Origin of the sequence: Azospirillum thermophilum, from assembly GCF_003130795.1 — a bacterium.
Taxonomy (GTDB): Bacteria; Pseudomonadota; Alphaproteobacteria; order Azospirillales; family Azospirillaceae; genus Azospirillum; species Azospirillum thermophilum.
This window is the reverse complement of sequence record NZ_CP029356.1, coordinates 822,410-848,698: the sequence shown is the minus strand read 5'-3', so window position 1 is coordinate 848,698 and position 26,289 is coordinate 822,410. Positions and strand designations below refer to the sequence as shown.

The 26,289-nt window shown below is 67.4% G+C and carries 25 protein-coding genes; 10 read left to right on the top strand and 15 right to left on the bottom strand.

What is annotated here, in order from left to right:
• Nucleotides 1-50 precede the first annotated feature (50 nt).
• Entirely contained in the window at nucleotides 51-1,397 is a 1,347-nt protein-coding gene (locus DEW08_RS24845; protein ID WP_109332230.1) for a tetratricopeptide repeat protein, read from the top strand.
• Nucleotides 1,398-1,573: 176 nt separating this feature from the next.
• Here DEW08_RS24845 and DEW08_RS31375 read toward each other — a convergent pair whose 3' ends face one another.
• The 3 genes from DEW08_RS31375 to folK form a co-directional block, all read right to left on the bottom strand.
• Nucleotides 1,574-1,732 carry a hypothetical protein gene (locus tag DEW08_RS31375; RefSeq protein WP_168220503.1) on the bottom strand — a complete coding sequence of 53 codons (159 nt, stop codon included), beginning with the start codon at nucleotides 1,730-1,732 and terminating at the stop codon, nucleotides 1,574-1,576.
• Nucleotides 1,733-1,944: 212 nt separating this feature from the next.
• Nucleotides 1,945-2,430 (bottom strand): dihydroneopterin aldolase, encoded by a 486-nt coding sequence (locus DEW08_RS24840; protein WP_245986972.1) that lies wholly within the window; start codon nucleotides 2,428-2,430, stop codon nucleotides 1,945-1,947.
• 61 nt (nucleotides 2,431-2,491) lie between these two features.
• Entirely contained in the window at nucleotides 2,492-3,025 is a 534-nt protein-coding gene (gene folK / locus DEW08_RS24835; RefSeq protein WP_109332229.1) for a 2-amino-4-hydroxy-6-hydroxymethyldihydropteridine diphosphokinase, read from the bottom strand.
• A 229-nt stretch (nucleotides 3,026-3,254) separates the two neighbouring features.
• On the opposite strand from folK, the gene DEW08_RS24830 reads away from it, so the two are divergent.
• From DEW08_RS24830 to DEW08_RS24820, 3 genes are all read left to right on the top strand, one after another.
• Nucleotides 3,255-3,695: a hypothetical protein gene (locus DEW08_RS24830; RefSeq protein ID WP_109332228.1), complete on the top strand. Its 441-nt coding sequence runs from the start codon at nucleotides 3,255-3,257 to the stop codon at nucleotides 3,693-3,695.
• A gap of 194 nt (nucleotides 3,696-3,889) precedes the next feature.
• The gene (locus tag DEW08_RS24825; protein WP_109332223.1) at nucleotides 3,890-4,576 is read left to right on the top strand and encodes an SRPBCC family protein; all 687 of its coding nucleotides are present in this window, start codon (nucleotides 3,890-3,892) and stop codon (nucleotides 4,574-4,576) included.
• 128 nt (nucleotides 4,577-4,704) lie between these two features.
• Entirely contained in the window at nucleotides 4,705-5,085 is a 381-nt protein-coding gene (locus DEW08_RS24820; RefSeq protein ID WP_109332213.1) for a c-type cytochrome, read from the top strand.
• Nucleotides 5,086-5,222: 137 nt separating this feature from the next.
• Here DEW08_RS24820 and pepN read toward each other — a convergent pair whose 3' ends face one another.
• Nucleotides 5,223-7,880 carry an aminopeptidase N gene (pepN, locus tag DEW08_RS24815; RefSeq protein ID WP_109332198.1) on the bottom strand — a complete coding sequence of 886 codons (2,658 nt, stop codon included), beginning with the start codon at nucleotides 7,878-7,880 and terminating at the stop codon, nucleotides 5,223-5,225.
• A 251-nt stretch (nucleotides 7,881-8,131) separates the two neighbouring features.
• Between pepN and DEW08_RS24810 the strand changes: the two genes are divergently transcribed.
• Nucleotides 8,132-8,836, top strand: a complete 705-nt coding sequence (locus DEW08_RS24810) for a class I SAM-dependent methyltransferase (protein WP_168220502.1) — start codon at nucleotides 8,132-8,134, stop codon at nucleotides 8,834-8,836.
• A 601-nt stretch (nucleotides 8,837-9,437) separates the two neighbouring features.
• Nucleotides 9,438-11,618: a methyl-accepting chemotaxis protein gene (locus tag DEW08_RS24805; RefSeq protein ID WP_109332196.1), complete on the top strand. Its 2,181-nt coding sequence runs from the start codon at nucleotides 9,438-9,440 to the stop codon at nucleotides 11,616-11,618.
• A gap of 75 nt (nucleotides 11,619-11,693) precedes the next feature.
• On the opposite strand, the gene DEW08_RS24800 is transcribed toward DEW08_RS24805, so the two are convergent.
• From DEW08_RS24800 to DEW08_RS30835, 11 genes are all read right to left on the bottom strand, one after another.
• The gene (locus DEW08_RS24800; protein WP_109332449.1) at nucleotides 11,694-12,038 is read right to left on the bottom strand and encodes a HesB/IscA family protein; all 345 of its coding nucleotides are present in this window, start codon (nucleotides 12,036-12,038) and stop codon (nucleotides 11,694-11,696) included.
• Between the two features lie 26 nt (nucleotides 12,039-12,064).
• The gene (locus DEW08_RS24795) at nucleotides 12,065-12,466 is read right to left on the bottom strand and encodes a DUF59 domain-containing protein (protein WP_109332447.1); all 402 of its coding nucleotides are present in this window, start codon (nucleotides 12,464-12,466) and stop codon (nucleotides 12,065-12,067) included.
• Between the two features lie 11 nt (nucleotides 12,467-12,477).
• Nucleotides 12,478-12,954, bottom strand: coding sequence for a Fe-S cluster assembly sulfur transfer protein SufU (gene sufU / locus DEW08_RS24790; RefSeq protein ID WP_109332195.1), 477 nt, complete (start codon nucleotides 12,952-12,954; stop codon nucleotides 12,478-12,480).
• Complete coding sequence (locus tag DEW08_RS24785; protein WP_109332194.1) at nucleotides 12,951-14,219, bottom strand: cysteine desulfurase; 1,269 nt, start codon at nucleotides 14,217-14,219, stop codon at nucleotides 12,951-12,953. Before DEW08_RS24785 ends, sufU begins: the two co-directional genes overlap by 4 nt.
• Before the next feature lies 1 nt (nucleotide 14,220).
• A complete protein-coding gene (gene sufD / locus DEW08_RS24780; protein ID WP_109332192.1) occupies nucleotides 14,221-15,567 on the bottom strand; it encodes a Fe-S cluster assembly protein SufD in 1,347 nt (448 codons plus the stop codon).
• A 4-nt stretch (nucleotides 15,568-15,571) separates the two neighbouring features.
• Entirely contained in the window at nucleotides 15,572-16,324 is a 753-nt protein-coding gene (gene sufC / locus DEW08_RS24775) for a Fe-S cluster assembly ATPase SufC (RefSeq protein WP_109332191.1), read from the bottom strand.
• A 55-nt stretch (nucleotides 16,325-16,379) separates the two neighbouring features.
• Nucleotides 16,380-17,864 (bottom strand): Fe-S cluster assembly protein SufB, encoded by a 1,485-nt coding sequence (gene sufB / locus DEW08_RS24770; RefSeq protein WP_109332190.1) that lies wholly within the window; start codon nucleotides 17,862-17,864, stop codon nucleotides 16,380-16,382.
• A gap of 27 nt (nucleotides 17,865-17,891) precedes the next feature.
• Nucleotides 17,892-18,353 (bottom strand): SUF system Fe-S cluster assembly regulator, encoded by a 462-nt coding sequence (locus DEW08_RS24765; RefSeq protein ID WP_109332189.1) that lies wholly within the window; start codon nucleotides 18,351-18,353, stop codon nucleotides 17,892-17,894.
• 266 nt (nucleotides 18,354-18,619) lie between these two features.
• Nucleotides 18,620-19,594, bottom strand: coding sequence for a hypothetical protein (locus tag DEW08_RS24760; RefSeq protein ID WP_109332187.1), 975 nt, complete (start codon nucleotides 19,592-19,594; stop codon nucleotides 18,620-18,622).
• 7 nt (nucleotides 19,595-19,601) lie between these two features.
• Entirely contained in the window at nucleotides 19,602-20,018 is a 417-nt protein-coding gene (locus tag DEW08_RS24755) for a phage holin family protein (RefSeq protein WP_109332186.1), read from the bottom strand.
• Complete coding sequence (locus DEW08_RS30835; RefSeq protein ID WP_146214759.1) at nucleotides 20,015-21,139, bottom strand: hypothetical protein; 1,125 nt, start codon at nucleotides 21,137-21,139, stop codon at nucleotides 20,015-20,017. Before DEW08_RS30835 ends, DEW08_RS24755 begins: the two co-directional genes overlap by 4 nt.
• Before the next feature lie 275 nt (nucleotides 21,140-21,414).
• On the opposite strand from DEW08_RS30835, the gene DEW08_RS31595 reads away from it, so the two are divergent.
• The 4 genes from DEW08_RS31595 to DEW08_RS24730 all read left to right on the top strand — a co-directional run bounded on the left by DEW08_RS31595 (nucleotide 21,415) and on the right by DEW08_RS24730 (nucleotide 26,283).
• Nucleotides 21,415-22,596 (top strand): MerR family transcriptional regulator, encoded by a 1,182-nt coding sequence (locus tag DEW08_RS31595; RefSeq protein ID WP_181449482.1) that lies wholly within the window; start codon nucleotides 21,415-21,417, stop codon nucleotides 22,594-22,596.
• Nucleotides 22,597-23,281: 685 nt separating this feature from the next.
• Nucleotides 23,282-23,929: a hypothetical protein gene (locus tag DEW08_RS24740; RefSeq protein ID WP_245986970.1), complete on the top strand. Its 648-nt coding sequence runs from the start codon at nucleotides 23,282-23,284 to the stop codon at nucleotides 23,927-23,929.
• A complete protein-coding gene (locus tag DEW08_RS24735; protein WP_425429134.1) occupies nucleotides 23,922-24,743 on the top strand; it encodes a response regulator transcription factor in 822 nt (273 codons plus the stop codon). The genes DEW08_RS24740 and DEW08_RS24735 overlap by 8 nt, the downstream gene beginning before the upstream one ends.
• Complete coding sequence (locus DEW08_RS24730) at nucleotides 24,727-26,283, top strand: sensor histidine kinase (RefSeq protein ID WP_109332183.1); 1,557 nt, start codon at nucleotides 24,727-24,729, stop codon at nucleotides 26,281-26,283. The genes DEW08_RS24735 and DEW08_RS24730 overlap by 17 nt, the downstream gene beginning before the upstream one ends.
• The last annotated feature ends 6 nt before the right edge of the window (nucleotides 26,284-26,289 follow it).

The window sequence follows — 26,289 nt, the reverse complement described above, 5'->3', positions numbered from 1 at the left end:
CCCCAGCCTCTTACCCAGGCAAGCCCGTTCTCCGAGGTATCCTGACTGCCATGGCCCCCGCCTCCACCCTTGTCCGCCGCGTGATCGCCGCCGCCTTCGCTCTGGTCGTGGCGCTTTCGGTGGCGGCCGGTCCCGCCATGGCGGAGGAGAGCGGGCCTGCCAACCGTCTGTTCATCCAGGCGCTGCAACTGGTCAAGCAGGCCGACAACACCTATGACGTGGCGGAGGAAGCCCGCTTTCTGCGCGAGGCGGACAAGCTGTTCAACGAGATCGTGACGAAGTACCCGGACAGCTCGCTGGCGGTGCAACTCGTCACCAATCAGTTCGTCGGCGACTTCGATTTCTACGAGTTCCGCTCGCGCATCCGGGCGCTGGTCTGCAACGAGCCGCTGACCAGCCTCTGCTTCCTTCATCGCATCGGCGAGATGCTGCCGCCGGTGGAGACGCCGATCGTCGCCGCGCGCTGGGACTGGCTGTCGCTGGCGGTGGCCTATCAGCAACTCGGCGACATCGGACGGGCGAAGGAGATCGTCGCCCCCTTCGTCAGCGCGGTGCGCCGCGGTTCGGCCGCCGACGGCACCAGCCAGGACCTGTTCGTCGCCCGGGCGCTCGCCCTGATGGGGCAGATGCAGCTTGCGCTGGACATCACCCGGCAGATCGCGGACTGCTCGACCCGCATCTACAATCTGGCCGACATTGCGAAGGCGGCCGCATGGCGCGGCGACGCCGCCATGGCCGTCGCCCTGGCGGACGAGGCCAAGTCCTATGCGTCGGCCCGCGGCTGCAACTGGGAACTGGGGCTGGTGTCCCAGGCCCTGCTGCGCGCCGGCAAGGAGGCGCAGGCCCGCACGCTGTTCCTCAACACGGTCGAGACGCAGTTCTCCAAGTTCAAGGAAACCAAGGGCGACTGCTGCCCGCCGGAACTGGCGGTGGCGGCGGCGGAGCTGGGTGACGCCAATCTGGCGCTCGGCCTGCTGCGCACGGTGCAGGACGAAAATCCCTGGACGATCCCGGCGGTGCTCGGCCGGCTTGCCCGCCGGGGCGAGACCTCTCTCGCCATCGCCTACGCCGAGCAGGTGTCGGACATCGACGTCCGCGGCGAGGCGTTCGCCGAACTGGTGGAGGCGACGCAGAAGCGGGGCGACCCGTCGACCGCCAACGACCTGATGCGGCGGCTGAACAGGCTGGTCGACGAAGCCTCGGGCCGCCGGCCGGGACTGCTGGCGCAGAAGGCGAAGGCGGAGAAGGCCTTCTTCAACGACGACCGCTGGCGCCGCACCTTCCAGGCCGCTTTGAACTCCGCCGACAAGGCCAGCAACTTCGTCCGCCGCGACATCGGTGCGCCGTTGCTGGCATCCCTGGTCCGCATCGAAACCGGGCTGCCGATGTTGGATTGACGCCGCCCGATCGACGCCGCGGCGCCTCGTCGATCCGCAGCGAAGCCTTCGTCCAGCGGCCCATCAAACGACAATGCCCTTTCCCGGAGCTGGGAAAGGGCATTGCGTGTTCGAGAGGAGGGTAGCAACCGCCTCTTGCGTGCCGGCACGGCGTTTCGTGGGCTTGAGGTCCGGGGTCAGGCGGCGAGACGATGCTGCTGGTCGCGCAGGCTGTCACGGACGCGGTTGAACAGTTGCTGGATGGCTTCCCGGCTGACGCCGTCGCGCTGCATCATCGCGATGACGATGGGCTCTTCCAGGAGTTCGGAAAGGGTAGGCGTCGTCCTGTCGTCCATGCGTCCCTCCCTGACTATCCGATTTAGGCTCCGATGCAGATTGTACGTGAGGGCGACATTTTTGCAACCTTGCAATCGCCGGCCGCGAAAGAAAACGCGAAGCCTGATCATCTTCCGCGCGAGAAATCCGCACGATCGATATCTGTTTTCAGGGCCTGCCTTGCTTTCGTTATATTGCGTCCGTTGCCGGTTCAGGCGTCAGGATATGTCCATCAGGATTTGCTGCGTTGCACCCTTGTCACGGCGGCGCCAACGGCTGTGCCTTGATCGCCCTGGGCGCCGATAGCCGGCAGTTCCACCTCCACTTCGGCGGTCAGGACTTCCGGATGGGCGAGGCAGAGGCCCGCCGTCCGTTCGGCGAGGTGGTCGGGGCTCGGCAGGGACTCGCGGGCACACACCCGGCGCAGATCCTCCACGATGTCCTCATAGGACATGACGGCGGCGATGTCGTCCGGGAACCCCGGCCCAGGGTGTGCCACCGTCAGGCGCAGATTGATGCGAACCTCGGGACGTCCCGGCCAGCCGTCCATGGCGACGGTGGCGGCGAAGCCGCGGAGAAGGATCGTATAGGTCGACGCCCCCGGATGGCGGGGGCGCGTCGCTGAAGCATATCGTCGGACAAAGAAAAAGCCTCCCGGCGCCGGGCGGCCATGCCGTAGCGCGAAATCGACTATAGCGCAATGGCGAAGGCTCGCCACCCGCGCGGGACGAACCTGTCAATACGCAAACCCGTCCGTACCGCGGCGGGCTGGTCCGTCCTCAGGCGGACATCAGAAGGGGACGGACGCTCTCCAGCCTGTCCGCCAGCCGGACGACGGTATCCTTTCCCGGCACCTGCGCCGCCAGTTCCCCTACGGTCATCGCCAAGGTCGGGTGCATCAGGTCGGCCGCGATGTCGGCCAGCGGGCAGAGGACGAAGGCCCGCTCGGCGATGCGCGGGTGCGGAATCTCCAGATCGGCGGCATGCATGATCAGGGAGCCGTACATCAGGATGTCGATGTCGACCGGCCTGGGCCCGAACCGCTCCCCGCCCTGCGTCCGGCCGAGGGCGGCTTCGATCCGCTTGGCGAGTCGCAGCAGTTCCCAGGGTCCGAGGGTCGTCGTGCCGCGCACGGCCATGTTGAGGAAGGCCGGCTGGTCGGTCACATACATCGGCGCCGTCTCGTAGACCGCCGACATCCGGTCGATCCTGACACCGGTACCAGGGTCGGCGCCAAGTGCGGCGATCGCGCCCGACAGGTTCGCCGCGCGGTCCCCGAGATTGCTGCCGAGAGCGAGATAGACGATGGTCATGGATGTGCCGTCGCTACTCGAAACCAATGATGAGTCACTCATAACACGAAGCCGCCTTTGCACGAGGAACAAACCGTCATACTCCTACTAATGTCCCGGCGGGATGCGCCGTCCAGCAAATCCGGCGGTCAGCCGATCGCACCGGGACCTTCGCGGGAACCGCCGCCGCTCGAAAGGGTTGGTTGACCGCCGGAGTCCGAAATACGAGATGCGTGAAAGGAGCCTCGCCATGACGGGACGTCGCGTCCTACCTTCGACCGGGCTGGCACTGGGGCTGGCGACAGCCATGCTGGCCGCCTGTGCGAGCGGACCGGGAGCGGAGGTCGCGCGCCGGGCGCAGACGGAGCTGATCGGCATGCCCAAGGACGCGCTGCTGTCCTGTGCCGGCGTGCCGGAACGCCATGCGGCAGCCAACGGCCACGAGTACTACACATACGTCGCTCATCCCTCCGCCGCGATCAGTCCATTGGGCAGCGTCGGGATCGGCGGCGGGAGCGGTGGAGTCGGGCTTGGAGTCGGCCTTGGCGTTCCGATCGGCACCACCGGAAGCGACGGATGCGAGGCGACCGTGGTGCTGGGAGCGACGGGCCGGGTGGAGCAGGTGTCGTATCCCGCCGGCGCCTCGCTGTCGGCCTGCGCGCCGCTGGTCCAGAACTGCGTTGCCCGATAGTAGGACAAGCAGCTTTGGGACTGTTGCGGCAGGGGGGCAATATCCTATCTTGAAGCTCTGCCTTGGCTGAGGATGCGTTCCATCCGCGGCCGGCTGGCGGCAATGGATGATCCGCGGCTGCGATGCCGCGGGGAAACTCGGCGGCCACAGGGCCGCGAGGATAACCGGAAGACGGGCGAGGAGGGACGACGAGCATGGACATGAGCGGAAGCCAGCGCATCGAGGCGCCCCGGGATCGCGTATGGGCGGCGCTGAACGATCCGGAGGTGCTGCGCCAGTGCATTCCCGGCTGCGAGGAGGTGATCAGGCAGTCCGATACCGAGCTCACCGCCAGGGTCGTCGCCAAGGTCGGCCCGGTCAGCGCCAAGTTTTCCGGCAAGGTCACCCTGTCCGACCTCGATCCGCCCAACGGCTATACGATCACCGGTGAGGGGTCCGGCGGGGCCGCCGGCTTTGGCAAGGGCGGCGCCAAGGTGGCCCTGGCCGACGATGGAAGCGGCACCCTGCTGACCTACTCGGCCCATGCCCAGGTCGGCGGGAAGCTCGCCCAGATCGGTTCCCGTCTGGTCGATGCCACGGCCCGCAAGATGGCGGACGATTTCTTCGTCCGCTTCACCAACCTCGTCGGCGAACCTGCTGCCGGTGAGGCGGCCACCGAGGGTGAACCTGCAGCCGCCCAGCCCGTCGCCGCCGGTGTCTATCCGGCCGGGCCGGCCGCCGCGGCCGCAAACCCGGCCGCGATCACTCCGGCGCGCGAGGCGCCGCCTCCGGAAGTGCCGCTGCCCAGCCTCAAGGGACGCGGCGGAAGCGGCTTCTACGTTCCGTGGGCCGCGATCCTGGTGGTTGTCCTGCTGCTTGCCATGCTCTCGTGGATGAAGTAGCAGGCCAGAGGTGTTCATTCATCGGCAGCGACTATTCGGGGGGTTGGCGCGACCCCAAGAATGTGTATGCTGCGGCGCGATTTCAGCCGGTGCTCAAGCCGGCGCCATCCGGAAGGGAAGCGAAACCAATGAAGAAGCATCTTTTGGGCGCCGTGCTGGCCGCCGTCGTCGCCACGGGCGCTGGTTCGGCTCTGGCGGGTGATGCCGCGGCCGGCAAGGACGTGTTCAAGGTCTGCATGGCCTGCCACACCACCGAGCAGGGCAAGAACAAGGTCGGCCCGTCGCTGTTCGGCGTCGTCGGCCGTCCGGCCGGCTCGATCGAGGGCTTCAAGTACTCCAAGCCGATGCAGGAGAAGGCCGCGGCCGGCTTTGCCTGGACCGAGGACAACCTGAAGGCCTACATCACCGCCCCGAAGGAAGTCGTCCCCGGCGGCACGATGGCCTTCGCCGGTCTGAAGGACCCGCAGAAGGTCGACGATCTGGTCGCCTTCCTGGGCACCCAGAAGTAATCGCTTCCCCAGCGGATGCGAAGCGGGCCGGAGGAGCGATCCTCCGGCCCGTTCCTTTTGCCTGAAAGGGCGCCCGCCGGGGGCACCCGCCGGGGCCACCCGCCGACGGGGGTGGCGTCCCCGGCGGGCGCCGATTGTCAGCCGGCCGCCTCCAGGCTCTTGCTCGCGACCTCGAACACGTCCGGCGACAGGCCCGGAGTAGCGACGATCCGCTCGAGCTGCGCCTTCATCAGCGCCTGACGTGCCGCGTCATAACGACGCAGACGGGAGAAGGGCCCCATCATCCGCGCCGCGACCTGCGGGTTCATGGGGTCGAGCCGCAGGACCTGGTCGGCCAGGAAGCGGTAGCCGCTGCCGGTGGCGTCGTGGAAGCGGACGGGGTTCCCGTTGGCGAACCCGCCGATCAGCGCATAGACCTTGTTGGGGTTCCGGATCTCGAAGGCAGGGTGCTTCAGAAGCTCCGTCACCCGTTCCAGCGCGTCCGGGCGGTAGGACATGGCCTGCACGCCGAACCACTTGTCGACGACCAGCGGTTCGCCCTTCCAGCGCTCGTAGAAGCCGGCCAGCACCTCGTCGCGCTGCGGGGCGTTGCTGTTGCTTAGGAACTGCAGGCTGGCGATCACGTCGGTCATCGCGGTGGCGCCGTGATACTGGCCGAGACAGAGGGACAGCGCCTCCTCGTCCTCCAGCGCCATCAGATAGGCGAGGCAGAGGTTCTTCAGCGCGCGGCGGCCGATGGCGTCGGCCTCGACGGAGAAGGACTGGTTGCCGGCGTGCCGCCTGTAGGTGGCGAGCCAGTCGGGCCTGAGGCGCGCCGCCAGCGTCTTGCGGGCGAACTCCCGCACGGTATGGATGGCCTCGGGGTCGACCACGTCCATCTGGGTGCCGAGATAGGCCTCCGTCGGCAGGACCAGCGCCTGGGCCGCAAAGGCCGGGTCCGCGTCGGCGTCCCTCAGCACGGCGCCCACCGCATCGACATAGCTCTGCGGCAGGTCCAGGAGCCGGCCGGCCTGCTGGTCGGCGACGAGGCCGAGCAGGATGCGCCCGCCCAGAATCTGGCCGGCCTCCCATCGGTTGAAGGCGTCGCTGTCGTTGGCCATCAGGAAGGTGAGGTCGGCGTCGGAGACGTCCGCCTTCACCTTCACCGGGGCGGAAAAGCCGCGGAGGATCGAGGGCACGGGGCGGGCCGGGACGTCGACGAACTCGAACACCTCCTCGGCCTTTCGGACATGGAGCAGGCGGCTGGTGCCGGCCGGCGCCGCCTCGCCCGTCAGGCGCAGCGGCAGGTCCGCGCCGTCCGGCCCAAGCAGGCCGACGACCACCGGGATGTGCATCGGCTGCTTGTCCGGCTGGCCCGGCGTGGGGGGCACGGTCTGCCGGATGGTCAGGCGATAGGTCCTGGCCGCCTCGTCATAGGCGGTGGCGACGGACAGGTCCGGCGTGCCGGCCTGCCGGTACCAGAGCTGGAACTGCGAGAGGTCGACGCCCGATGCATCGGCCATGGCGGCGACGAAGTCGTCGCAGGTCACCGCCTGTCCGTCGTGGCGCTGGAAATAGAGATCCATGCCCTTGCGGAAGCCCTCCGGCCCCAGCAGGGTGTGGATCATCCGGATGACCTCGGCCCCCTTGTTGTAGACCGTGGGGGTATAGAAGTTGTTGATCTCCACATAGCTGTCCGGCCGCACCGGATGCGCCATGGCGCCGGCATCCTCCTGGAACTGCACGGTACGCAGCCCCTGGACGTCGGCGATGCGCTTCACCGCGCGCGAGTTCATGTCGCTGGAGAATTCCTGGTCACGGAAGACGGTCAGGCCTTCCTTCAGCGACAACTGGAACCAGTCCCGGCAGGTGACGCGGTTGCCGGTCCAGTTGTGGAAATACTCGTGCGCCACCACCGATTCGATGCCGAGGAAGTCGTTGTCGGTCGCGGTCTCCGGCTTTGCCAGGATGTACTTGGTGTTGAAGACGTTGAGGGACTTGTTCTCCATCGCCCCCATGTTGAAGTCGCCGACCGCGACGATGTTGAAGATGTCCAGGTCGTATTCCAGACCGTAGACCTCCTCGTCCCAGCGCATCGACTTCTTCAGCGAGCGCATGGCGTGGTCGACCTTGTCCTCGTTCCCCGGCTCCACATAGATCCGCAGCGTCACCTCGCGGCCGGAGAACGTCCGGAAATGATCCTCCGCGTGGCGCAGGTTGCCGGCGACCAAGGCGAACAGATAGCAGGGCTTGGGGAAGGGGTCTTCCCAACGTGCCCAATGGCGGCCGTCTTCGTGCTCTCCGGAGGCGACGAGGTTGCCGTTGGACAACAGGACCGGATAGCGCGCCTTCTCCGCCGTGATGGTGGTGGCGTAGCGGGCCATCACGTCCGGCCGGTCGATGAAGTAGGTGATCTTGCGGAAGCCCTCGGCCTCGCATTGGGTGCAGAAGTTGCCGGAGGACTTGTAGAGGCCTTCCAGCGCCGTGTTCTCCTGCGGCTTGATGCGGACCACCGTCTCCAGCGAGAAGCACTCCGGCACCTGATCCACCGTCAGATGGTCGGCGGTCACCGTGTAGCGGTCGGGGGCGACCGGCGTGCCGTCCAGTGCGACCGACACCAGATCCAGTCGCTGCCCGTCGAGCGTCAGGGGAAGCCCGGCGGCGTCCGGGCGGTCGGGGTTCCGCCGGATGCCGAGCGTGGAGCGGACGGTGGTGACCTCCTCCCCCAATTCGAACTGCAGGTCGACCGTATCGATCAGATGCGCCGGCGGGCGATAGTCCTGGAGGCGGATGGCCTTCGGCGTGCCTTTGTCCATGTCGGGTGTCTCTGTCCGTTCCGGGTTGACGACGGGAAACAGTCGCGAACGGAAACTGTAGCAAGCACAAGGGCATCTGTCCCGTGCCGGGATGGGAGAGCCGTTCCGCCCGGCCAGGCTTCGGCTACTGCTGGCGGCCTCCGCGGAAAAGAGGTAGAACCGATCGTCAGGCTCAACCTGCATCGCTACCCGGAATGGCCGCAGCTCCGTTCAGATTGAAGGACAGGCTTCGTACTCTGCCGGGATTCCCCGTGCTTCGCTTCGCCGTCCGCTGCGTGCGCGGCGGACAATCACGGCGGGAGGCATTGTTCGAGCTGCTCCGGCCGGAAGGGGTTTTCCAGCCCTTCGCCACCACCGCGCCGAACCGCTATCCCGGAATCTTCCGGTTTGTCCGCGACACGGTCGGCGACGGCCCGGACATCCGGATCCTCTCCTTCGGCTGCGCCTCCGGGGAGGAGGTGTTCTCGCTCCGCGACTATTTTGCGAGCGCGGCGATTGTCGGCATCGACGCCAATCCCTTCAATATCGCGGCCTGTCGCCGTCGGGCGCGCAGGAAGGGAATGAGCGACCTCGTCTTCCGGACGGCGACGGTCATGGACGGCGAAGCCGACGCGAGCTACGACGCGATCTTCTGCATGGCGGTGCTGCGGCATGGCGGGCTGAAGGCGACGGATACCACCTGCAGTCACCTGATCCGGTTTGCCGAGGGCGAGCGGCTGCTTGACAGCCTGGCCCGCTGCCTGAAGCCCGGTGGACTGCTTGCGGTCATGCACAGCAATTTCAGGATCTGCGATACGCGGACATCACGACAGTTCACCCCCGTGCTGCGCGTCGACCCGGCGCTGCTGCCGGCGACCCCTCTGTTCGGACCGGGCGACCTCCGCCTGGACAGCGACCTTTACGGCGAGGTGGTCTTCCGCAAGGACCGCGCAGGCGGGCAACCCGCGTCGATGTAGCGGCGGTACTGGCCGCGCCGGAGCGCATATGGATCGACTCCGGGCCCCGCCCGCATCCCGGCAGGTGCGGCTATGGCAAAAAGTCGCAGCGATGCCGAGGCCTGAAGGATGCGGACGGAGGCGGCCGGCAGGAATGGTTGGGAGTTGGATGTTTCAATCCGCTTCCACGTCATTTCGGCAAAACCTCAGGATGCGGTAAGCAATCTCATAATGAACCACAGCTCGTGATCCGGCCGGATTTCATGGTTGGAATGGCGACACGCCGTCTGGCTGATGCAAGTTGTCGCATTTCTCCGGTTCGGGAATGCTGACATACGGCAGTATGATTGATTGGTCATCTCCGGTTTGTATAGTTGGGGACCGCGAGAGAAATTATGCAATTCCTCAAGGTAACAAAATATCACGCTACGGATTTGAAAGCACAACGGTCGAAAGATCGCGGCGAGTTTTCCGGATCAACTGGTCACTACTCGTTAATATATACGCTCTATACGGAATTGAAGGGTGTCCGGATCGGGGTGTTTCACCGCCCAGCCATCCGTTTTACCGATGGGTCCGCAGAATCAAGAAGCGACTGCGTGGCGCGAAGGGAGTGCCAGGAATGCAAATCAAATCGCTACAGGTCAAAATTGCGTCCCTTGCGGGGCTTTGCGTCGCGGGCACGATCGCCGTCCTGGTCGGGTTTGGCATTGCCTCGACCAACGCGACGAACGAGTTCGTCGGCCAGAACGTCTCCGACATTCTGGAGAAGAAGACGAAGGAAGCCATTCAGAACCTGGCTTCCACCCAGGCGGGCCTGGTCCGCTCGGAGTTCGAAACGGCGCTCAACGCCGCCCGGACCATGGCGCACAGCTTCGCGACCATGATCGATCCCAAGAACCCCGGGGCCGTTCCAGTGGATCAGCGCCGCGAAGCGCTGAACGGGATGCTGCTGAACGTGCTGAAGAACAACGAACTGTTCAACGGTACCTACAGCGCGTGGGAGCCGGATGCGCTCGACGGGCGGGACGAGCAATTCCGCAACAAGCGTGAAACAGGCACCGACGCCACCGGCCGCTTCATTCCCTACTGGAACCGCGACCAGAATGGCCGCATCGCCATGCAGCCGCTCGTCGAGTACGACAGCCGCGACCTGCACCCCAACGGCGTCATGAAGGGCGGCTGGTACATCGGTCCCAAGGAAAACGGCAAGGAAAGCGTGCTCGACCCGCTGCCCTACATCGTGCAGGGCAAGCAGGTCTTCCTCGCCACCCTCTCCGTACCGATCAAGTTGGACGGCAAGTTCTACGGCGTGGCCGGCGCCGACTTCAACCTGGACTTCGTCCAGAAGCTGACGACCCAGGTCAGCAAGTCGATCTTCGATGGCCGCAACGAAGTGGTGATCGTGTCCAACATGGGCCTGATCGTCGCGCACAGCACGAAGCCGGAACTGATCGGCCAATCCCTGTCGAAGATCAACAGCGGCTGGGAACGGGACCTTGCCGTGGTCCGTTCCGGCCAGCCGAAGGTCGAGATGGACGCCGGCTCCATGATGCTGCGCACCTTCGCCCCGATCCAGCTCGGCCATACCGGCAAGCCGTGGGCGGTGCTGATCCAGGTTCCGCAGAGTGTGGTTCTGGCCGACAGCGTCACGCTCGACGCCGCGCTGAACGACCGGGCGAATTCGAGCGTGCTGTGGCAGGTCGCCATCGCCCTGCTGGTGGCGGTCGCCGCGGTCGGCGTGATGTGGGTGATGGCCGGCGGCGTCGCCCGCCCGATCCGCGCCTGCGTCGGCTTCGCCGAGGGAATCGCCGCCGGCCGCTTCGACCAGACGCTGGAGGTCAAGCAGGTGGACGAGGTGGGGCTTCTGGCCGATGCGCTGCGCAAGATGCTGGCCGACCTCGTGCGGATGAACGCGCAGCGGGCCGAGGACCAGAAGCGGGCGGAGGAGGAGCGGCGGACCGCCATGCTGCAACTCGCCGACGACCTGGAGGCCCGCGTGATGAGCGTCGTGGAGGGGGTGGACGGTGCCGCCCGCGCCATGAGCACGACGGCCCAGAGCATGACCAGCACCGCACACCAGACAAGCCAGCAGGCCACCGTCGTCGCGTCGGCGTCGGAAGAGGCCAACGTGAACGTCCAGACCGTCGCCGCCGCGACCGAGGAGCTGTCCGGATCGATCCGCGAGATCGGTCAGCAGGTCAACCGGTCCGCCGACATCGCCCGCGAGGCCGTCAGCGCGGCTCAGCAGGCGAACGGACAGGTGATGGGCCTGAACGAGGCCGCGATGAAGATCGGCACGGTCGTGCAGCTCATCCAGTCGATCGCCGCCCAGACCAACCTGCTGGCGCTGAACGCCACGATCGAGGCGGCCCGCGCCGGCGAGGCGGGCAAGGGCTTCGCCGTGGTCGCCGGCGAGGTCAAGAACCTCGCCAACCAGACCGCCAAGGCCACCGAGGAGATCGCCGGCCAGGTCAACGACATGCAGCGCGTGACCAACGAGACGACGACGGTGATCAAGGGGGTCGGCAGCATCATCGGCCAGATCAACGACATCGCCACCACCATTGCCGCTGCGGTGGAGGAACAGAACGCCGCGACGCTGGAGATCGCCCGCAATGTCCAGCAGGCGGCCAGCGGCACGCAGCAGGTGACGTCGAACATCGACGGCGTCCGTCAGGCCGCATCGGAAGCCAGCGAGTCCGCCGGGCAGGTGCTGACCGTCTCCGGCCAGCTCGCCGACGAATCCACCCGGCTGCGCGACGTGGTGACGAGCTTCCTGTCGAAGATCCGCGCCGCCTGATCCGGGAGGCAAGGCCCGAAACGAAAAGAGCCGGGGAACTCCCCGGCTCTTTTTCTTATCGGCGTCGATCCATCATCAAACGTGGAAGCTCTCGCCGCAGCCGCAGCGGCCCTTCTCGTTCGGATTGTTGAAGACGAAGCCGGCGTGGAACTTGTCGTCCACATAGTCCATCTCGCTGCCGATCAGGAACATGACGGCGGAGGGGTCGATCAGGATGGTGACGCCCTTGTCCTCCACCACCTCGTCGAACTTCATCTTCTCCTTGGCGTACTGCACGTCGTAGCTGAGGCCGGAGCAGCCGCGCGCCTTGACGCCGATGCGCAGGCCGATGATCTCGTCCGGCGCCTTGGACATCAGGGCCTTGACGCGTTCGGCGGCGGCGTCGGTGATGGTGATCGCCTTGGGCAGGGTGCGGGCCATGATCGTCATGCTCCCTTCTTTACTGTTCAGAACATGTCGAGCGCGACGCGGGCGACTTCGGACATCATGTCCTGGCGCCATGGCGGGTCCCAGACCAGCTCGACCTTGCAATCCTTGACGTCGTCCAGCGAGCGGACGGCCTCCTGCACCTGGAGCGGCAGTTCGCCGGCCACCGGGCACATCGGGCTGGTCAGGGTCATGTCGATCTCGACATTGTAGTCGGGATCGATGTCCACACGGTAGATCAGGCCGAGTTCCCAGATATCCACCGGGATCTCCGGATCGTAGCAGGTCTTCAGCGCCGCCACGACGCGGTCCATCAGCTCGTTGCGCGGGTCGAATCCCTCCGGCGGCGTCGTGGCGGCCGCGGTGGGGGAGCTGGCCGCTGGAGCGGACTGAGGCTCGTTCGTCATGGTATCGTCGGGCATCGTCGTCACCCCTAATCCCGGTCCTCGCTGGACACCTTGTCCTCGCCGTCGATGGCCGCGTTCAGCGCGTGCCAGGCGAGCGTCGCGCACTTCACCCGCACGGGAAACTGGCGAACGCCGGACATCACCATCAGCTTCTCCATGGCCTCCTCGTCGACCGGGCCATGGTCGCAGTGCTCGTGGTCGTCCTTGGTGCACAGGTCGTGGAAGGTCTCGAACAGGGCCTTGGCCTGCTCCGCCGTCTTGCCCTGCACAACCTCGGTCATCATCGACGCGCTGGCGGTGGAGATGGCGCAGCCGCGGCCCTGGAAGGCCACGTCCTCGATCACCCCGTCCTTCAGCTTCAGGTAGACCATGAAGCGGTCGCCGCACATCGGGTTCTCGCCCTTGGCCTCGCGGTTGGCGTCGTCCGGGTGGCGGAAGTTGCGGGGATTCTTGCCGTGGTCCAGGATGACTTCCTGATACAGCTCACGCAGATCGTCCATCATGCTCCGAAGAACTCCTTGACCGCGAGGACCGAGGCGACGAGCGCATCGACCTCGGCCCGGGTGTTGTACAGCGCGAAGGAGGCACGGATCGTCGGACCGACCTCGAACCGGTCGGCCAGCGGCTCCGCACAGTGGCGGCCGACGCGCACGGCCACCCCATACTGGTCAACGATGGTCCCGACGTCGTGCGGATGCACGCCGTCGAGCGCGAAGGAGACGATCGGACCCTTGCCGGGAGCGGTCCCGATGATCCGCAGCCCGTCGACCTGCGACAGCTGCTGCGTCGCATACTGCAGCAGATCGTGCTCGTGGGCGGCGATCGCCTCGCGTCCGATGCTCTCGACATAGTCGATGGCGGCGGCCAGCGCGATCACTTCGGTGATCGGCGGGGTGCCGGCCTCGAAGCGCGAGGGCGGGGCCTTGAAGGTGGTGCCGGCGAAGCTGACGGACTCGATCATGTCGCCGCCGCCCTGGTAGGGCGGCATCGTCTTCAGCAGGTCGTACTTGCCGTAAAGGACGCCGAGACCGGTCGGCCCATAGAGCTTGTGCGCCGTGAAGACATAGAAATCGGCATCGATGTCCTGCACGTCAACCGGCCCATGGACCACGGCCTGGCTGCCGTCGAACAGCACCGGGATGCCCCGCTCGTGCGCCAGGGCGGCGATCACCCTGGCCGGCGTGACGGTGCCCAGCACGTTCGAGCAGTGGGTTATCGCCACCAGCTTCGTGCGCTCTGACAGCAGGTCCCTGTAGGCGTCGAGGTCCAGCACGCCGTCGTCGTCCACCGGAACGACCTTCAGGACGATCTTCTTCTCGGCCTGCAGGAGCTGCCAGGGGACGATGTTGGCGTGGTGCTCCATGACCGACAGGATCACCTCGTCGCCTTCCGACAGGAAGGTCCGGCCGTAGCTGGCGGCCACGAGGTTGATGGCCTCCGTCGCGCTGCGGGTGAAGACGATCGAGCGTTCCGACGGTGCGTTCAGGAACGTCGCGACCTTCGCCCGCCCGGCCTCGAACTGGTCGGTGGCGGTCTGGGAGAGGAAATGGACGCCGCGATGGATGTTGGCGTAGTCCTCCTCCAGGAAGCGGCTGATCGCCTGGATCACCTGCCGCGGCTTCTGGGCCGAGGCGGCGCTGTCCAGATAGACCAGCGGCTTGCCGGGCTTGCCCTTCCGGTCGTGCACGGTGCGCGACAGGATGGGGAAGTCCGCGCGCACGCGCTCCACATCGTAGGCAAGATCGGTCGTTGCGACGGAGTCCGGCATTTCAGCGCTTCTCCAGCCAGTTTGCCACGATGGCCTGGAAAGCCTCGCGGATCGGATCCTCGGCGATCTCCTCCAGCGATTCCGCCAGGAAGGCACCGATCAGAAGGCCGCGCGCCTCATCCTGGGGGATGCCGCGGGACCGCAGGTAGAACATGGCCTGGTCGTCCAGCTCGCCGGCGGTGCAGCCGTGGCTGCACTTCACGTCGTCGGCATAGATTTCCAGCTCGGGCTTGGCGTCGATCTCCGCCGTGTCGGACAGCAGGAGGGCGCGGTTGAGCTGATGGCCGTCCGTCTTCTGGGCGCCCGGGCGGACCACGATGCGGCCCTGGAACACGGCGCGGGCGGTGTCGTCGATGGTGCCCTTGTAGACCTCGCGGCTGGTGCCGTTGGGCTGCGCATGGTCGATGAAGGTGGTGGTGTCGACATGCTGGCCGCCGCGCACCATGTAGCCGCCGCTGACATGGGTGCGGGCGTTGGTGCCGGCCAGCACGCTGGTCACTTCGTTGCGCGACAGCCTCGCCCCGGTGGTCAGGATGAAGTTGTCGTAGACGGCGTCCGTCGCCACCGTGGCCGCGGTATGCGACAGGTGGAAGGCCGACAGCCCTTCGCGCTGGGCCTTGTAGTGGCGGACCGTGGCGCCCTCGCCGACGAAGACCTCCGCCACATGGTTGACCAGCGTCGTCGCCGCTCCGAGGCCGACGTGCTGCTCGACCACGGTGATGCGCGAGCGGGGCTCCGCGACGATCAGCGTTCGGGGATGGAAGGAGGTCGGCTGCGCCTCGTCCCCGGCGGAGACGAAGACCAGTTCGACCGGCTGTTCCACCGACACGCCGCGCGCCACGCGCAGCACGGCGCCATCCGCCAGGAAGGCGGTGTTGAACGCCACCAGAGGCAGGTCGTCGGCCGCGGCCAGCCGGCCGAGATGCTCGCCGACCAGATCAGCATGGCTGGCGAAGGCGGCGGCGAGGCTCAGCAGCTCAACGCCGGCCGGCAGCCCGGCCGTGGAGGACAGCTCCGCCCGGAAGCGGCCGTCGACGAAGACGAGGCGCGGGCCGGCGCTCCCGTCCGTGCGGACGGTCGGCAGCCAGTCGATGCCGACCGATGCCGGGGCTTCCGACGCGGCGACGAAGCGCAGCTTATCCAGCGGGCGGAGGTTGGTGTATTTCCAGGCCTCGTTCCGGACAGTCGGCAGGCCCAGCTCCGCAAAGCGGGCGCGTCCCTGCTCGCGCAGATCCCGCATCCAGGTCAGAGCGGCGCCGGGCAGCTCGCCGCGCACGCGGTCGAATTGCTCGAGGAAGGGGACGGCGGTCGCCGGATCGGCGCCACGGGAGGAATAGGTCGTCGCCATGGCGTTACGCGGCCTCGTTCACGCCGAAGTCCCGGTAGCCGTTCTTCTCCAGCTCCAGCGCCAGCTCCTTGCCGCCGGAGCGCTGGATGCGGCCGTGGGCCAGCACATGGACATGGTCGGGCACGATGTAGTCGAGCAGGCGCTGGTAGTGGGTGATGACCAGCATGGAGCGCTCCGGCGACCGCAGGGCGTTGACGCCCTCGGCGACGATGCGCAGCGCGTCGATGTCGAGGCCGCTGTCGGTCTCGTCGAGGATGGCGAACCGCGGTTCCAGCACGGCCATCTGCAACGTCTCGTTGCGCTTCTTCTCGCCGCCGGAGAAGCCGACGTTGACCGCGCGCTTCAGCATCTCGTCGGTCATGTTCAGCGACTTGGTCTTCTCGCGCAGCAGCTTCAGGAACTGCATGGCGTCGAGCTCCTTTTCGCCGCGATACCTGCGCACGGCGTTGATCGCGGACTTCAGGAAGGTGGTGTTGGCGACGCCGGGAATCTCGACCGGATACTGGAAGGCGAGGAAGACGCCCTCGGCGGCCCGCTCCTCCGGCTCCATCGCCAGCAGGTCCTTGCCGAAGAAGGTGACGGAGCCCTCGGTGACCTCGTAGCCCTCGCGGCCGGCCAGGACGTAGGAGAGCGTGCTCTTGCCCGAGCCGTTCGGCCCCATGATGGCGTGCACCTCGCCCGGCCCGATCGTCAGGTCGATGCCCTTGAGGATCTCCTTGCCGTCCACCGTGGCGTGCAGGTTCTTGATTTCGATCATCGTGTCGTCCGTCCTATTCATCCACAGCGGCTGACGTCGCGTGCCGCGCCCGCCATTACCCCACGCTTCCCTCGAGGCTGATGCCGACCAGCTTCTGCGCCTCCACGGCGAACTCCATGGGGAGCTCCTTCAGGACCTCCTTGCAGAAGCCGTTGACGATCAGCGACACCGCGTCCTCCGCCGACAGGCCGCGCTGGCGGCAGTAGAAGAGCTGGTCCTCGCTGATCTTGGCCGTGGTCGCCTCGTGCTCGACGCGGGCGCTGCGGTTGCGGCTTTCGATGTAGGGCACCGTATGGGCGCCGCACTTGTCGCCGATCAGCAGACTGTCGCACTGCGTGTAGTTGCGCGCCCCCTCCGCCTTCGGCAGGATCTTGACCAGCCCGCGGTAGGTCTGCTGCGCCTTGCCGGCGGAAATTCCTTTCGAAACAATCGTCGAGCGGGTGTTCTTGCCAATGTGGATCATCTTGGTGCCGGTGTCGGCCTGCTGATGATTGTTGGTGATGGCGACCGAGTAGAACTCCCCAACCGAATTGTCGCCCTGCAGGATGCAGCTCGGATACTTCCAGGTGATGGCGGAGCCGGTCTCCACCTGCGTCCAGGAGATCTTGGAGTTGCGGCCGCGGCAGGCACCGCGCTTCGTCACGAAGTTGTAGATGCCGCCGACGCCGTCCTCGTTGCCCGGATACCAGTTCTGCACCGTCGAGTACTTGATCGTCGCGTCGTCCAGGGCGACCAGCTCGACCACCGCGGCGTGAAGCTGGTTCTCGTCGCGCTTGGGGGCCGTGCAGCCCTCCAGGTAGCTGACGTAGGCGCCCTCGTCGGCGATGATCAGCGTCCGCTCGAACTGGCCGGTGTTCGCCTGGTTGATGCGGAAGTAGGTCGACAGCTCCATCGGGCAGCGGACGCCCTTCGGCACGTAGACGAAGCTGCCGTCAGTGAAGACCGCCGAGTTCAGCGTCGCGAAGAAGTTGTCGGTGTAGGGGACGACGGAGCCCAGATACTTCTGGACCAGTTCCGGGCACTTGTGCACCGCCTCCGAGATCGAGCAGAAGATGATCCCCATCTCCTCCAGCTTCGCCTTGAAGGTGGTGGCGACGGAAACGCTGTCGAACACCGCGTCCACCGCGATGGCCGGGCTCTTCCCTTCCGACCCTTCGACGCCGGCCAGGATCTCCTGCTCGCGCAGGGGAATGCCCAGCTTCTCGTAGGTCTTCAGCAGTTCCGGATCAACCTCGTCGAGCGACTTCGGCCGCTCCTTCATCTTCGGGGCGGCGTAGTAGTGTGCATCCTGGTAGTCGATGGGCGGATAGTCCAGCTTGGCCCAGTGGGGCTCCTCCATCGACTGCCAGGCCTGGAACGCCCGCAGCCGCCATTCGAGAAGCCATTCCGGCTCCTCCTTCTTGGCGGAGATGAAGCGGATGATATCCTCGTTCAGGCCTTTCGGCGCCAGTTCGGCGTCGATGTCCGTCGTGAAGCCGTACTTGTACTTCTGCTCGGTGACGGCGCGGACCTGATCGATGGTTTCCGGCTGGGCGGCCATGCTGTACCTCGTCCCTCAGAAAATCGGTTAAACCACCGGACGCACGGCGGCCGGTTCCGGCGCCGGTGCGAACGGCAGGCCCTTCACGGGCGTCATCATGTCGGCGAGCGTCACCTGTTCCAGGGCGCCGCGGATCGCGGTGTTCACCTTCTCCCAGCCGCCGCGCATCGGGCAGAGCCGCTCCACGCCGCACTGGCTTTCCGCACCGTCCACGCAGGCGGTCAGCGCGATGGGGCCGTCCAAAGCGGTGATGATTTCCGCGATCGATATTGCATCGGCGGTGCGGCTTATCGCATAACCACCCGAAGCCCCCCGGTGGGAGGTGGTAAGCCCTGCCGGGGTCAGCATCTTCATCAGCTTGGCGACGGTGGGGGCGGGCACGCCGGTGCGGTCGGCCAGAACGGTCACGGTGTGGACCGTGCCGGTGTGACGGGCCATCTCGCTCAGGACGACGATGGCGTAGTCGGTCAGCTTGCTAAGCCGGATCATGACGGGCCCGATGGGTGATCGCGATACAGGACCAAATTGGTACTGATTACGTGGGCGCCGCCGGGAATTTGTCAAGCGAAACCGTAGCCGCTTCCCCCCGGTTTTTGCTCGGATATCGTAGACCCGGCGTTTGGGCGGCGCTCTGCGGCTTTGCGACGCAGTATGTGTACAAAAGGAACGACCCCGCGCCGGGCTGGAGCGGGGTCGCGAGTGGCCTCGACATGAAGCCGGGGAGATCAACCGGGGAGGAAGCGCCGCCCGGCTGCTCAGCCGGGCTTGTTCGCCTCTTCCCGGGCCGCTTCGCCGACGGCGGCGACGGCGTCGCTCATTTCCTCCCTGGCGGTGGACACGGCGGCCTGGGCCACGCGGGTGCCGCGGTCGAGAGCCTCCATCGCCGCTTCCTTCGCGCGTTCCGTCGCCTGGTCGGCATAATCGCCGACCCAGCGGTTCTCATAGCGGGTGGAGGGCAGGCTGGCGGCGACGGCGGCGCCCAGCGCCACCCCCATCACGCCGGCGACCAGCGGGTGGTCATCCACCATGTCCCAGAACCCGCCCGACATGCTGCCGACCCAGCGCCCGGTCGAGTGCTGCATGCGCGACAGGCCGCCCCCGGCGGAGGACTGGCTGCGCCCGCCCCCCGACATCTGGCCCCCTGACATCTGGCTGCCCGGTATCTGGCCGGCCGACATGTGGTGACCGGCATCGTCGTCGTGGTGGCCGCCGCCGACCATGCCGGCCGCCCGGTCATAGGCGCTGCCGGCGGTATGCCGCACGCTCTCGGCCGCACCGTAGAAGGTCTCGCGGGCGTGGTGGGCGGCATCGCCCGCGCGGTCGCGCATACGGTGCATGGTGCTGCTGTGGGCGATGCGCCGGTCATAGCCGGTGCCCGACAGCGCCAGCCAGCCGAGCCCGATTCCCACCATGGCGAGCGGGATCGGGTTGCTGCGGACCACCTCCATCATCGAAGAGCCGGAGGATCGGCCGGAGGTCATCGGGGTCCTGCCCGAGGTGGTGTAGACATCCGGATCGTAGCCGAGGTCGTTGTCGTGGCTCCGAGAACCCGACGCGTCGTGCTTGCGGTTCATCGTGTGCTCCATGAGATGGCTGGGGGAGAACTGCGCGAAGCGCTGCCGGAGTGCGCCGACGGTGCCGTCGATGCGCGCCCGGCTGTCGCGGATCTCCCGCTCCAGCGCGTCGTAGGGGGGTGTCCCGTCCTTGTCGGTGTTGTCCTGGCCGGCCATGGCGCCGTCACCGGGCGAGCTGGGACTTGGCCCAGCGCTTGTCGTCGCGCAGCGTCCCGATGGTCCGGTTCGGCTGCAGGTTCTGCGGCTTCAGCCGGTTCTTGCCCATCATGGCGAGGATGCCGCCGATGGCGAGCACCACCACGCCGACGATCACCGCGGCGAGCCAGGGCGCCACGACGTTGGACAAGCCCAGAACCGCCGCCGCCAGCAGCACCAGGATGCCGGCGAAGGCGATGAACCCGCCGGCCGCGATATAGGCGACGCCGCCCGCCGCCTCCGTCGCCTTTTCCGTCAGCTCCGACTTGGCGAGTTCGATCTCGGCGCGGGCGAGGTTGGTGGTCTCCCGCGCGAGGTCGGCGAACAGGCCGGTGATCGGCCTGTCCTGCCGCGGGTCATAGTCGCGGTCTTCGGCGGCACTCATGGGAGCGTCCCCTGCGGCTTGGTGCCCACCGCCGGCCGGTCGGCGTCGGAGGTGCCGCCGGCCGGGGCGCCGGTTGCCGCCGGCTTGGCCGACGGGCCGTTGCCGGTGTTGGCGATCATGTCGGCGGCATCGCGGGTGCGGGCGGCCGTGGTCGCCGCGGTCGCGGTGTTCTGAGGCAGGCCGCTGGTGCCGGCCCCGGCGGTGCCGGTCGGGCCTCCGGGGCCGGTGGTGCTGCCGACCCCGGAGGCGCTGCCGCCGGCGGTCGGGGCGCTGCCCAGCGTGCGGGCCGGGGTATCGGATGCGGTGGGGGCGGCGCGCAACGGCATGCCGGTCGCCGGGCGCATGGTCCCGCTGATGCCGCCCGACCTCGTCTGGCCGCCGGGCGCTCCGGCGGTTTGGCCGACCCCACCGGTCATGCCCCCGCCCGCCGTGGTGCCGGATCGGCGCGGCGTGGTGCCGGATTCGGCGATGCCGCCGGCCATGGCACGGCTCGGAGTGCCGGAGAAGCCGCTGCTGCGGGCGTATCCGCGGCCATAGTCCTGGCTGCCGCCGCTCACGGTGCCGTAACCGGCGCGCTGGCTGCCGTAGCGGGCCTGCTCGCCGGAGCTCTTGATGAAGCGCGCGGCCAGGAAGCCGACCGCGAAGGCGGCGCCGAGGAACATCTCGGGCTGGCGGCGGGCAAAGCCCTCCACCCGATGGAGCATGTCGTCCATGGTGGCGTTGCGCAGCATGTCCGCCATGTCGTCCACCCGCTCGGCGGCCTGGACGGCGTACTGGGCGGCGACGCTGTTCTCGCGGTTCAACTCGTCGGCCGCCTTGTGCAGGGCGGCGGCGACGCTGCCGAGCTGGTCGGCGGCGCGGCCGGTCTGCTGTTCCAGCAGCCCGCGGATGCGGCCCTGCGCGCCGCCCAGCGTCTCCCGCCCGACGTCCATGGCGTGGTCGGCCGCCTCGCTGCCCATGCGGCCGAGCGTGCCGCCGACGCCGCCATCGCCGGTCCGGTCGCCGGTCTGGCCGGAGGCGCGGGAGGTGTTCTCGGTCTTGTTGCCGTCCTGGGACCGGCCGGTCGCCTCCGCCGTCTTGCGGTTCGGTCCGCCGGTGCCCGACGTTTCGCGGTCTGCCATCTGCTTTCCTCCTCGGGATTTGTCTGTTCCGCGGCGAGCGGCACTTCGCCGCGCGTGGCGGCGTCCGATATCGTCAAGGGAAACAGCGAGGCAGCCCCACGGTTCCGCGATGGGAATGCCGCCACGGATCGGCAACGCGCAGTTGCCGCAGCCGCCGAAGAACAGGCGACGGGGCTGCGGCGGAAATGGACAGTCGCCACGGACGTGCTAAACTTTGCCGTGCAGTCGCGGGCTGTCCTGGCCGGTAGGGCGGATACGGGGATGGGGGCTGGTCGATGAGCGGAATGTTCGGAGTGGTGGCGGACGGCCAATCGGGCCTGTTCCGCCTGCAGCAGGCCAGGAAGCCGTGGGAGAAGGAACTGGAGGGCACGACTGCCCGGAGCCAGCTTTCCCGCAAGGCGGACCGGGCGCAGGCGGCCGGGTTCTCGCTGTCTCCGGACCAGATGCGCGACCATGCCGCCGCCCTGACCGCGATGGAGGAGGCGAGGCGGGTCGGCGGGCCCAAGGCCGCCGCCGAGCAGCGGCTGGAGGAGGTGGAGCGCAAGATCGAGGAGTTGAAGCTCGCCATGCGCTTCGCCCATGGCGATCGCGAGAAGCTCGCCCAGCTCGCGCGGGAGGCGGCCATGCTGGCCCGCGAGGCGGGGAGGGCCGCGAAGGACTACGGGACCGGCATCGCCAACGCGGCCGAAATGGGCCTGCCCGGCGGAGCCTGGGCTCCCGGCTCGACCGAGATCACCCGCACGACCACCACCACCTCCCTGACCGTGCGCCAGACGGAGGTCGCGCTGTCGCTGACCGTCACCTCCGGCAGCACGCCCGCAGCCGGTGTCCTTGCGGCTGCCGGCGATGCGTCGGCGGACGCGATCCCGGCCGGAGCGGCCTCGGCCGACGCCGTCTCCGCCGATGCGGACCGGGCGGCGGCGGATGCGGAAGCAGATGCGGCGGCGGACGGCGACGGGGCCGGTCTCCTGCCGGAAGACCTGGCCGAGCTGGTGAACGGCGTCCTGTCCCACCTCGGAACCGGCGGGCTCAGCGGGGCGGGCCGGCATGACCGGCGCGCGCTGATGCAGCAGTTGATCGCCGACAACGACATGAAGCTGTCCCGCTTCCGCGAGGCCGACGGCTTCGCCCGCCGCGTCGAGGCCGTGCTCGGCACCGCCCGTACCGTCATCGGCGAAGCCAAGGCCGCCAACATGCTCGATGAACTGGAGGAGCGGCGCAAGGCGAGGCGGGAGGCGTTCAAGGGTTACGACAAGGTTCTGGAGGAGGCGCAGAAGTCGGTCGACGGGCTGCGGCAGGCTGCGTTCGGCTCGAGCCTTTCGGCCGAGGCCCTGTTGGCGGCGCCCGGTGGCAACGATGCGGGCGGGGAGGTGGCATTCGACGGGATGGGGGCCGCAGGAAGTGCTGCGGACACCGGCGGCGATCCCGGGACCGTTGTCGTCAACATGCTGGCCTGAAGCAGCCGGTTCGTGTCGGGAGAGGGAGCCGCCGCCACGCCGGCTTAAGCCGAACGGAACCCCAGCTTCGATTTTGTCGACGGTCCAGTCTTGACGAAAGCCGCGGCCAGTATTACTTTTTGTGGTGTGAGACGTAATGCTGAAAACGCATTTGCCTTACATCGCCGACCATCCTGACGGTTGATCGGATTAACGGCTGGACTTATAGCGGCACCGCTTACTCGACGGCTGTCATGCCGGTCGATGCAAGATGAAGAGGTTGCCCGTCCGGCTGAACGGCGGCGGAGCCAGACCCGGGTGGCTCCGCCGCCGATTGTTTTTGTGGACCCTTGTGAACCCTCGTGGCCCCAGGATCTATCCCCGTTCCCTTCCCGCAGGGGCGGTTCCCCGCGATCACGAATGCACGTGACATTCGCATTGCCTTTTCCGCGTACGAAACTCCAGTTGATGTCGCGCCATCCCTTGGGTGAACAGGGCCAGACAAGTCATTGGGATTTCGCGCGAAATCATCACAATCATAAACAAATTTTTGAACCAGTTTGGCAAAAAGGGGGTAGCTTGTGTGAGTTTAACGGGGCATTAACCAGACTGGACTGAGTTTGGGGTCACCGGAAGCGGGATGTGGCGGCGGTTCGCCCGAAAGCACTGACCGTTCACTCAACCACATTGCTTGAAAGGCCCGACCATGACCACGACGGGGGTCATCCGCGAAATGGCTGGGGCACGCGTCGGACGGAAGAACCGGATCGCGCGTGCGGGTCTGATGCTGGGCATGCTTCTGCTGGCCGGGTGCCCCAGCACCACGGTCACTCCCGTCGAAGGGTTGCCGACCACGGCCGCGCCGTCTCCGGCCAAGGTCGCCAAGGCCGTCCGTCCGAAGCCGAAGGTGAAGCCGATCCCGCCGCCCGCGTCCGACCAGGCGCAGATGGCCACGGTACCCGAAGGCACCGGGACCGGCACCACCTCGTATGATGGAACGGCGGTCGCAGCCGCAACCACGGCCCAGCCGGTCGCCGGAGCGATCCCGCCGGATGTGGTGCCTGCCAGCCCGCCTCCCAAACTCGACCCCAACACCCTGGTCGGTCTCGATCAGAGCCAAACCCGCCGCCTTCTCGGAATCCCCGCCTCGACGGAAGAGGCTCCACCCGCCAAGGTGTGGCGCTATACCAAGGGCGACTGCACGCTCAAGGTCTTCTTCTTCATGGACATGACGTCCACCCAGGACTTCCGAGCCCTCTCCTACGATATGAAGAGCAGCCAAAATGTCCCTGATCACGACAACCGATGCTTCGCCCAACTTGTCGCCCAAGCCGGGAATGTCCGCAATGACTGAGTCCACCATTGCCCGCATCGCCCTGGTCGACGACGACGACCTGTTCCGCGAATCCCTCAGCCTGAATCTGGCGGACGAGGGCTATGAGGTCGTGACCTTCGACCGCGGCGAACCCGCGCTGAACTTCTTCGCCGAAGGCGGAGCGGTGGATATCGTCCTGCTGGACTGGCGCATGCCGAAGATGGACGGCATCGACGTCCTGCGGCAGATGCGGGCGCGCGGCATCGAGGTGCCGGTGATCTTCCTGACCGTTCTGTCCGACCAGATTTATGAAGAGGCGGCGCTCGCCGGCGGCGCGCTGGACTTCGTCGAGAAGTCGCGCAGCCTGTCGATCCTGCTGAAGCGCATGCGCCTGATCCTCGACGGTACCAAGGGTGCCAACGAGGAGACCGATGCCTCTTCCGCCCAGAACACCTACACGCTGGGCGATCTGGAGCTCCGCCTGGAGAACAGCCGGGCGCTGTGGTCCGGCAAGCGGATCGACCTGACGCTGACCGAATTCAACATCGTGAAGCTGATGGCGACCCGTCCGGAGGAGGATGTCTCCTATCGCGAAATCTACGACCTCGTCCATGGCAAGGGCTTCGTCGCCGGCTATGGCCCGTCGGGCTACCGTGCCAACGTCCGCGCCTTCATCAAGCGCATCCGCCAGAAGTTCCGGGCGGTCGACGCCGAGTTCGACTGCATCGAGAACTACCCGGGCTTCGGATACCGCTGGGGCTGCGGCGCCGGTGAGCGGACGGGGAACGGCGAGGACATGAGCCGCGCCGGTGATGCCGACATGATGGACGACGACGTTGCGGCTGCCGACTGAGCATCGCTTACGGTGGCTGTGGCGCTCCCTGGCAAGCCGGCTGGCGCTGCTGTCCATCGTCTTCCTGACGGTTCCCGTCCTTCTCTACGACCAGTTCCGCCGCGCGGACGAGGCCACCCAGGTGCTGCTGCTGCAAGGCGCGCAGCGCCAGGGTGAGCTGATCGCCCGCGCGCTGGAGCCCGATCTGGCGACGGCGGACCGCTCGGCCCTGCCGGGGCTGGGCAAGGAGCTGGCCCGCTTCGCCGACGGCCGGACCCGGCTGAAGCTGCTGGTCCGACCGCGCAACATGACGGGGGGCGAGGGCTTCTTCTACGTCGCCTCCGCCCCGGCCGTGCCGAACGACGTCCTGGATGCCGAGCGGCGCCAGCTTCTGGAGCAGGGGGTTCTGTCGCGCCTCGGCGGCTCCTGCGCCGGCAATGCGCCGCTGGCGCTGCGCGTGCCGCGGGCAAGCTCGGACGAGGACGAGGGCGGCGAGGAGCTCGTCACCTCCGTCACTCCGATCAACACGGCCTTCGGCTGCTGGGCGCTGATCACCAGCCATACCACCGCCGGCTATCTGGAATCGGCGCTTGGCCGGCCGTACTGGCGCACGCCGGCGGTGCAGGCCGCGGCGATGGTCTATGTCGGCATGGCGGCCCTGGTGCTCGCGGTCCTGGCCGGCGTCTGGCGCAACCTGCGCCGCTTCGGCGAGCTTGCCCGCGAAATCGTCGGCGGCGACGGTGACGGCGACGGAAACCGCTCCTTCGCCAAGCGCAACACGGTTCCCGAACTGGCCGGCGTGGCGGAGGATTTCGACCGGCTGGTCGACACCCTGCGCGAAAGCGCCCGCGCCATGCGGCGCGCCGCCGAGGACAACGCCCACGCCTTCAAGACGCCGATCGCGGTGATCCGGCAGGCGGTGGAACCGCTGCGCCGCAGCCTGCCGCCCGACAACACCCGCAGCCAGCGGGCGCTGACGATGATCGAGAAGTCGGTGGACAAGCTGGACGGGCTCGTCTCCTCGACCCGGCGGATGGACGAGGCGGCGGCAGACCTGCTGGCCCCGCCGCGCCGCAAGGTCGACCTGTCGCGGCTGGTGGAGCGCATGGCCAGCGGCTACACCGGCCTGCTGGCGGAACGGCAGCTCCACATGCGCTCGCGCATCGAGTCCGGGCTGGTCGTCCGCGCCAGCGAGGACATCCTGGAGACGATCATCGAGAATGTGGTGGAGAATGCGGTCAGCTTCTCCCCCCGCGACGGGGCGGTCAGCGTCCGGCTGGCGCGCAACGGTCCCTGGGCCGAGCTGACGGTGGAGGACGAGGGGCCGGGCGTCGACCCGGCCAATCTCCCCCGCATCTTCGAACGTTACTTCTCGCAGCGGGAGCCCGGCCGCGGCATCCCGGAGGAGGAGGCGGCAGCCCAGCAGGCCGGCGCCACCCACTTCGGCATCGGCCTGTGGATCGTCCGCCGCAACATCGAGGCGTTCGGCGGACGGGTCCGGGCCGACAACCGGCCGACCGGCGGCTTCCGCATGACGGTCGCCCTGCCGGTCGCCGCCTGAGGCTCC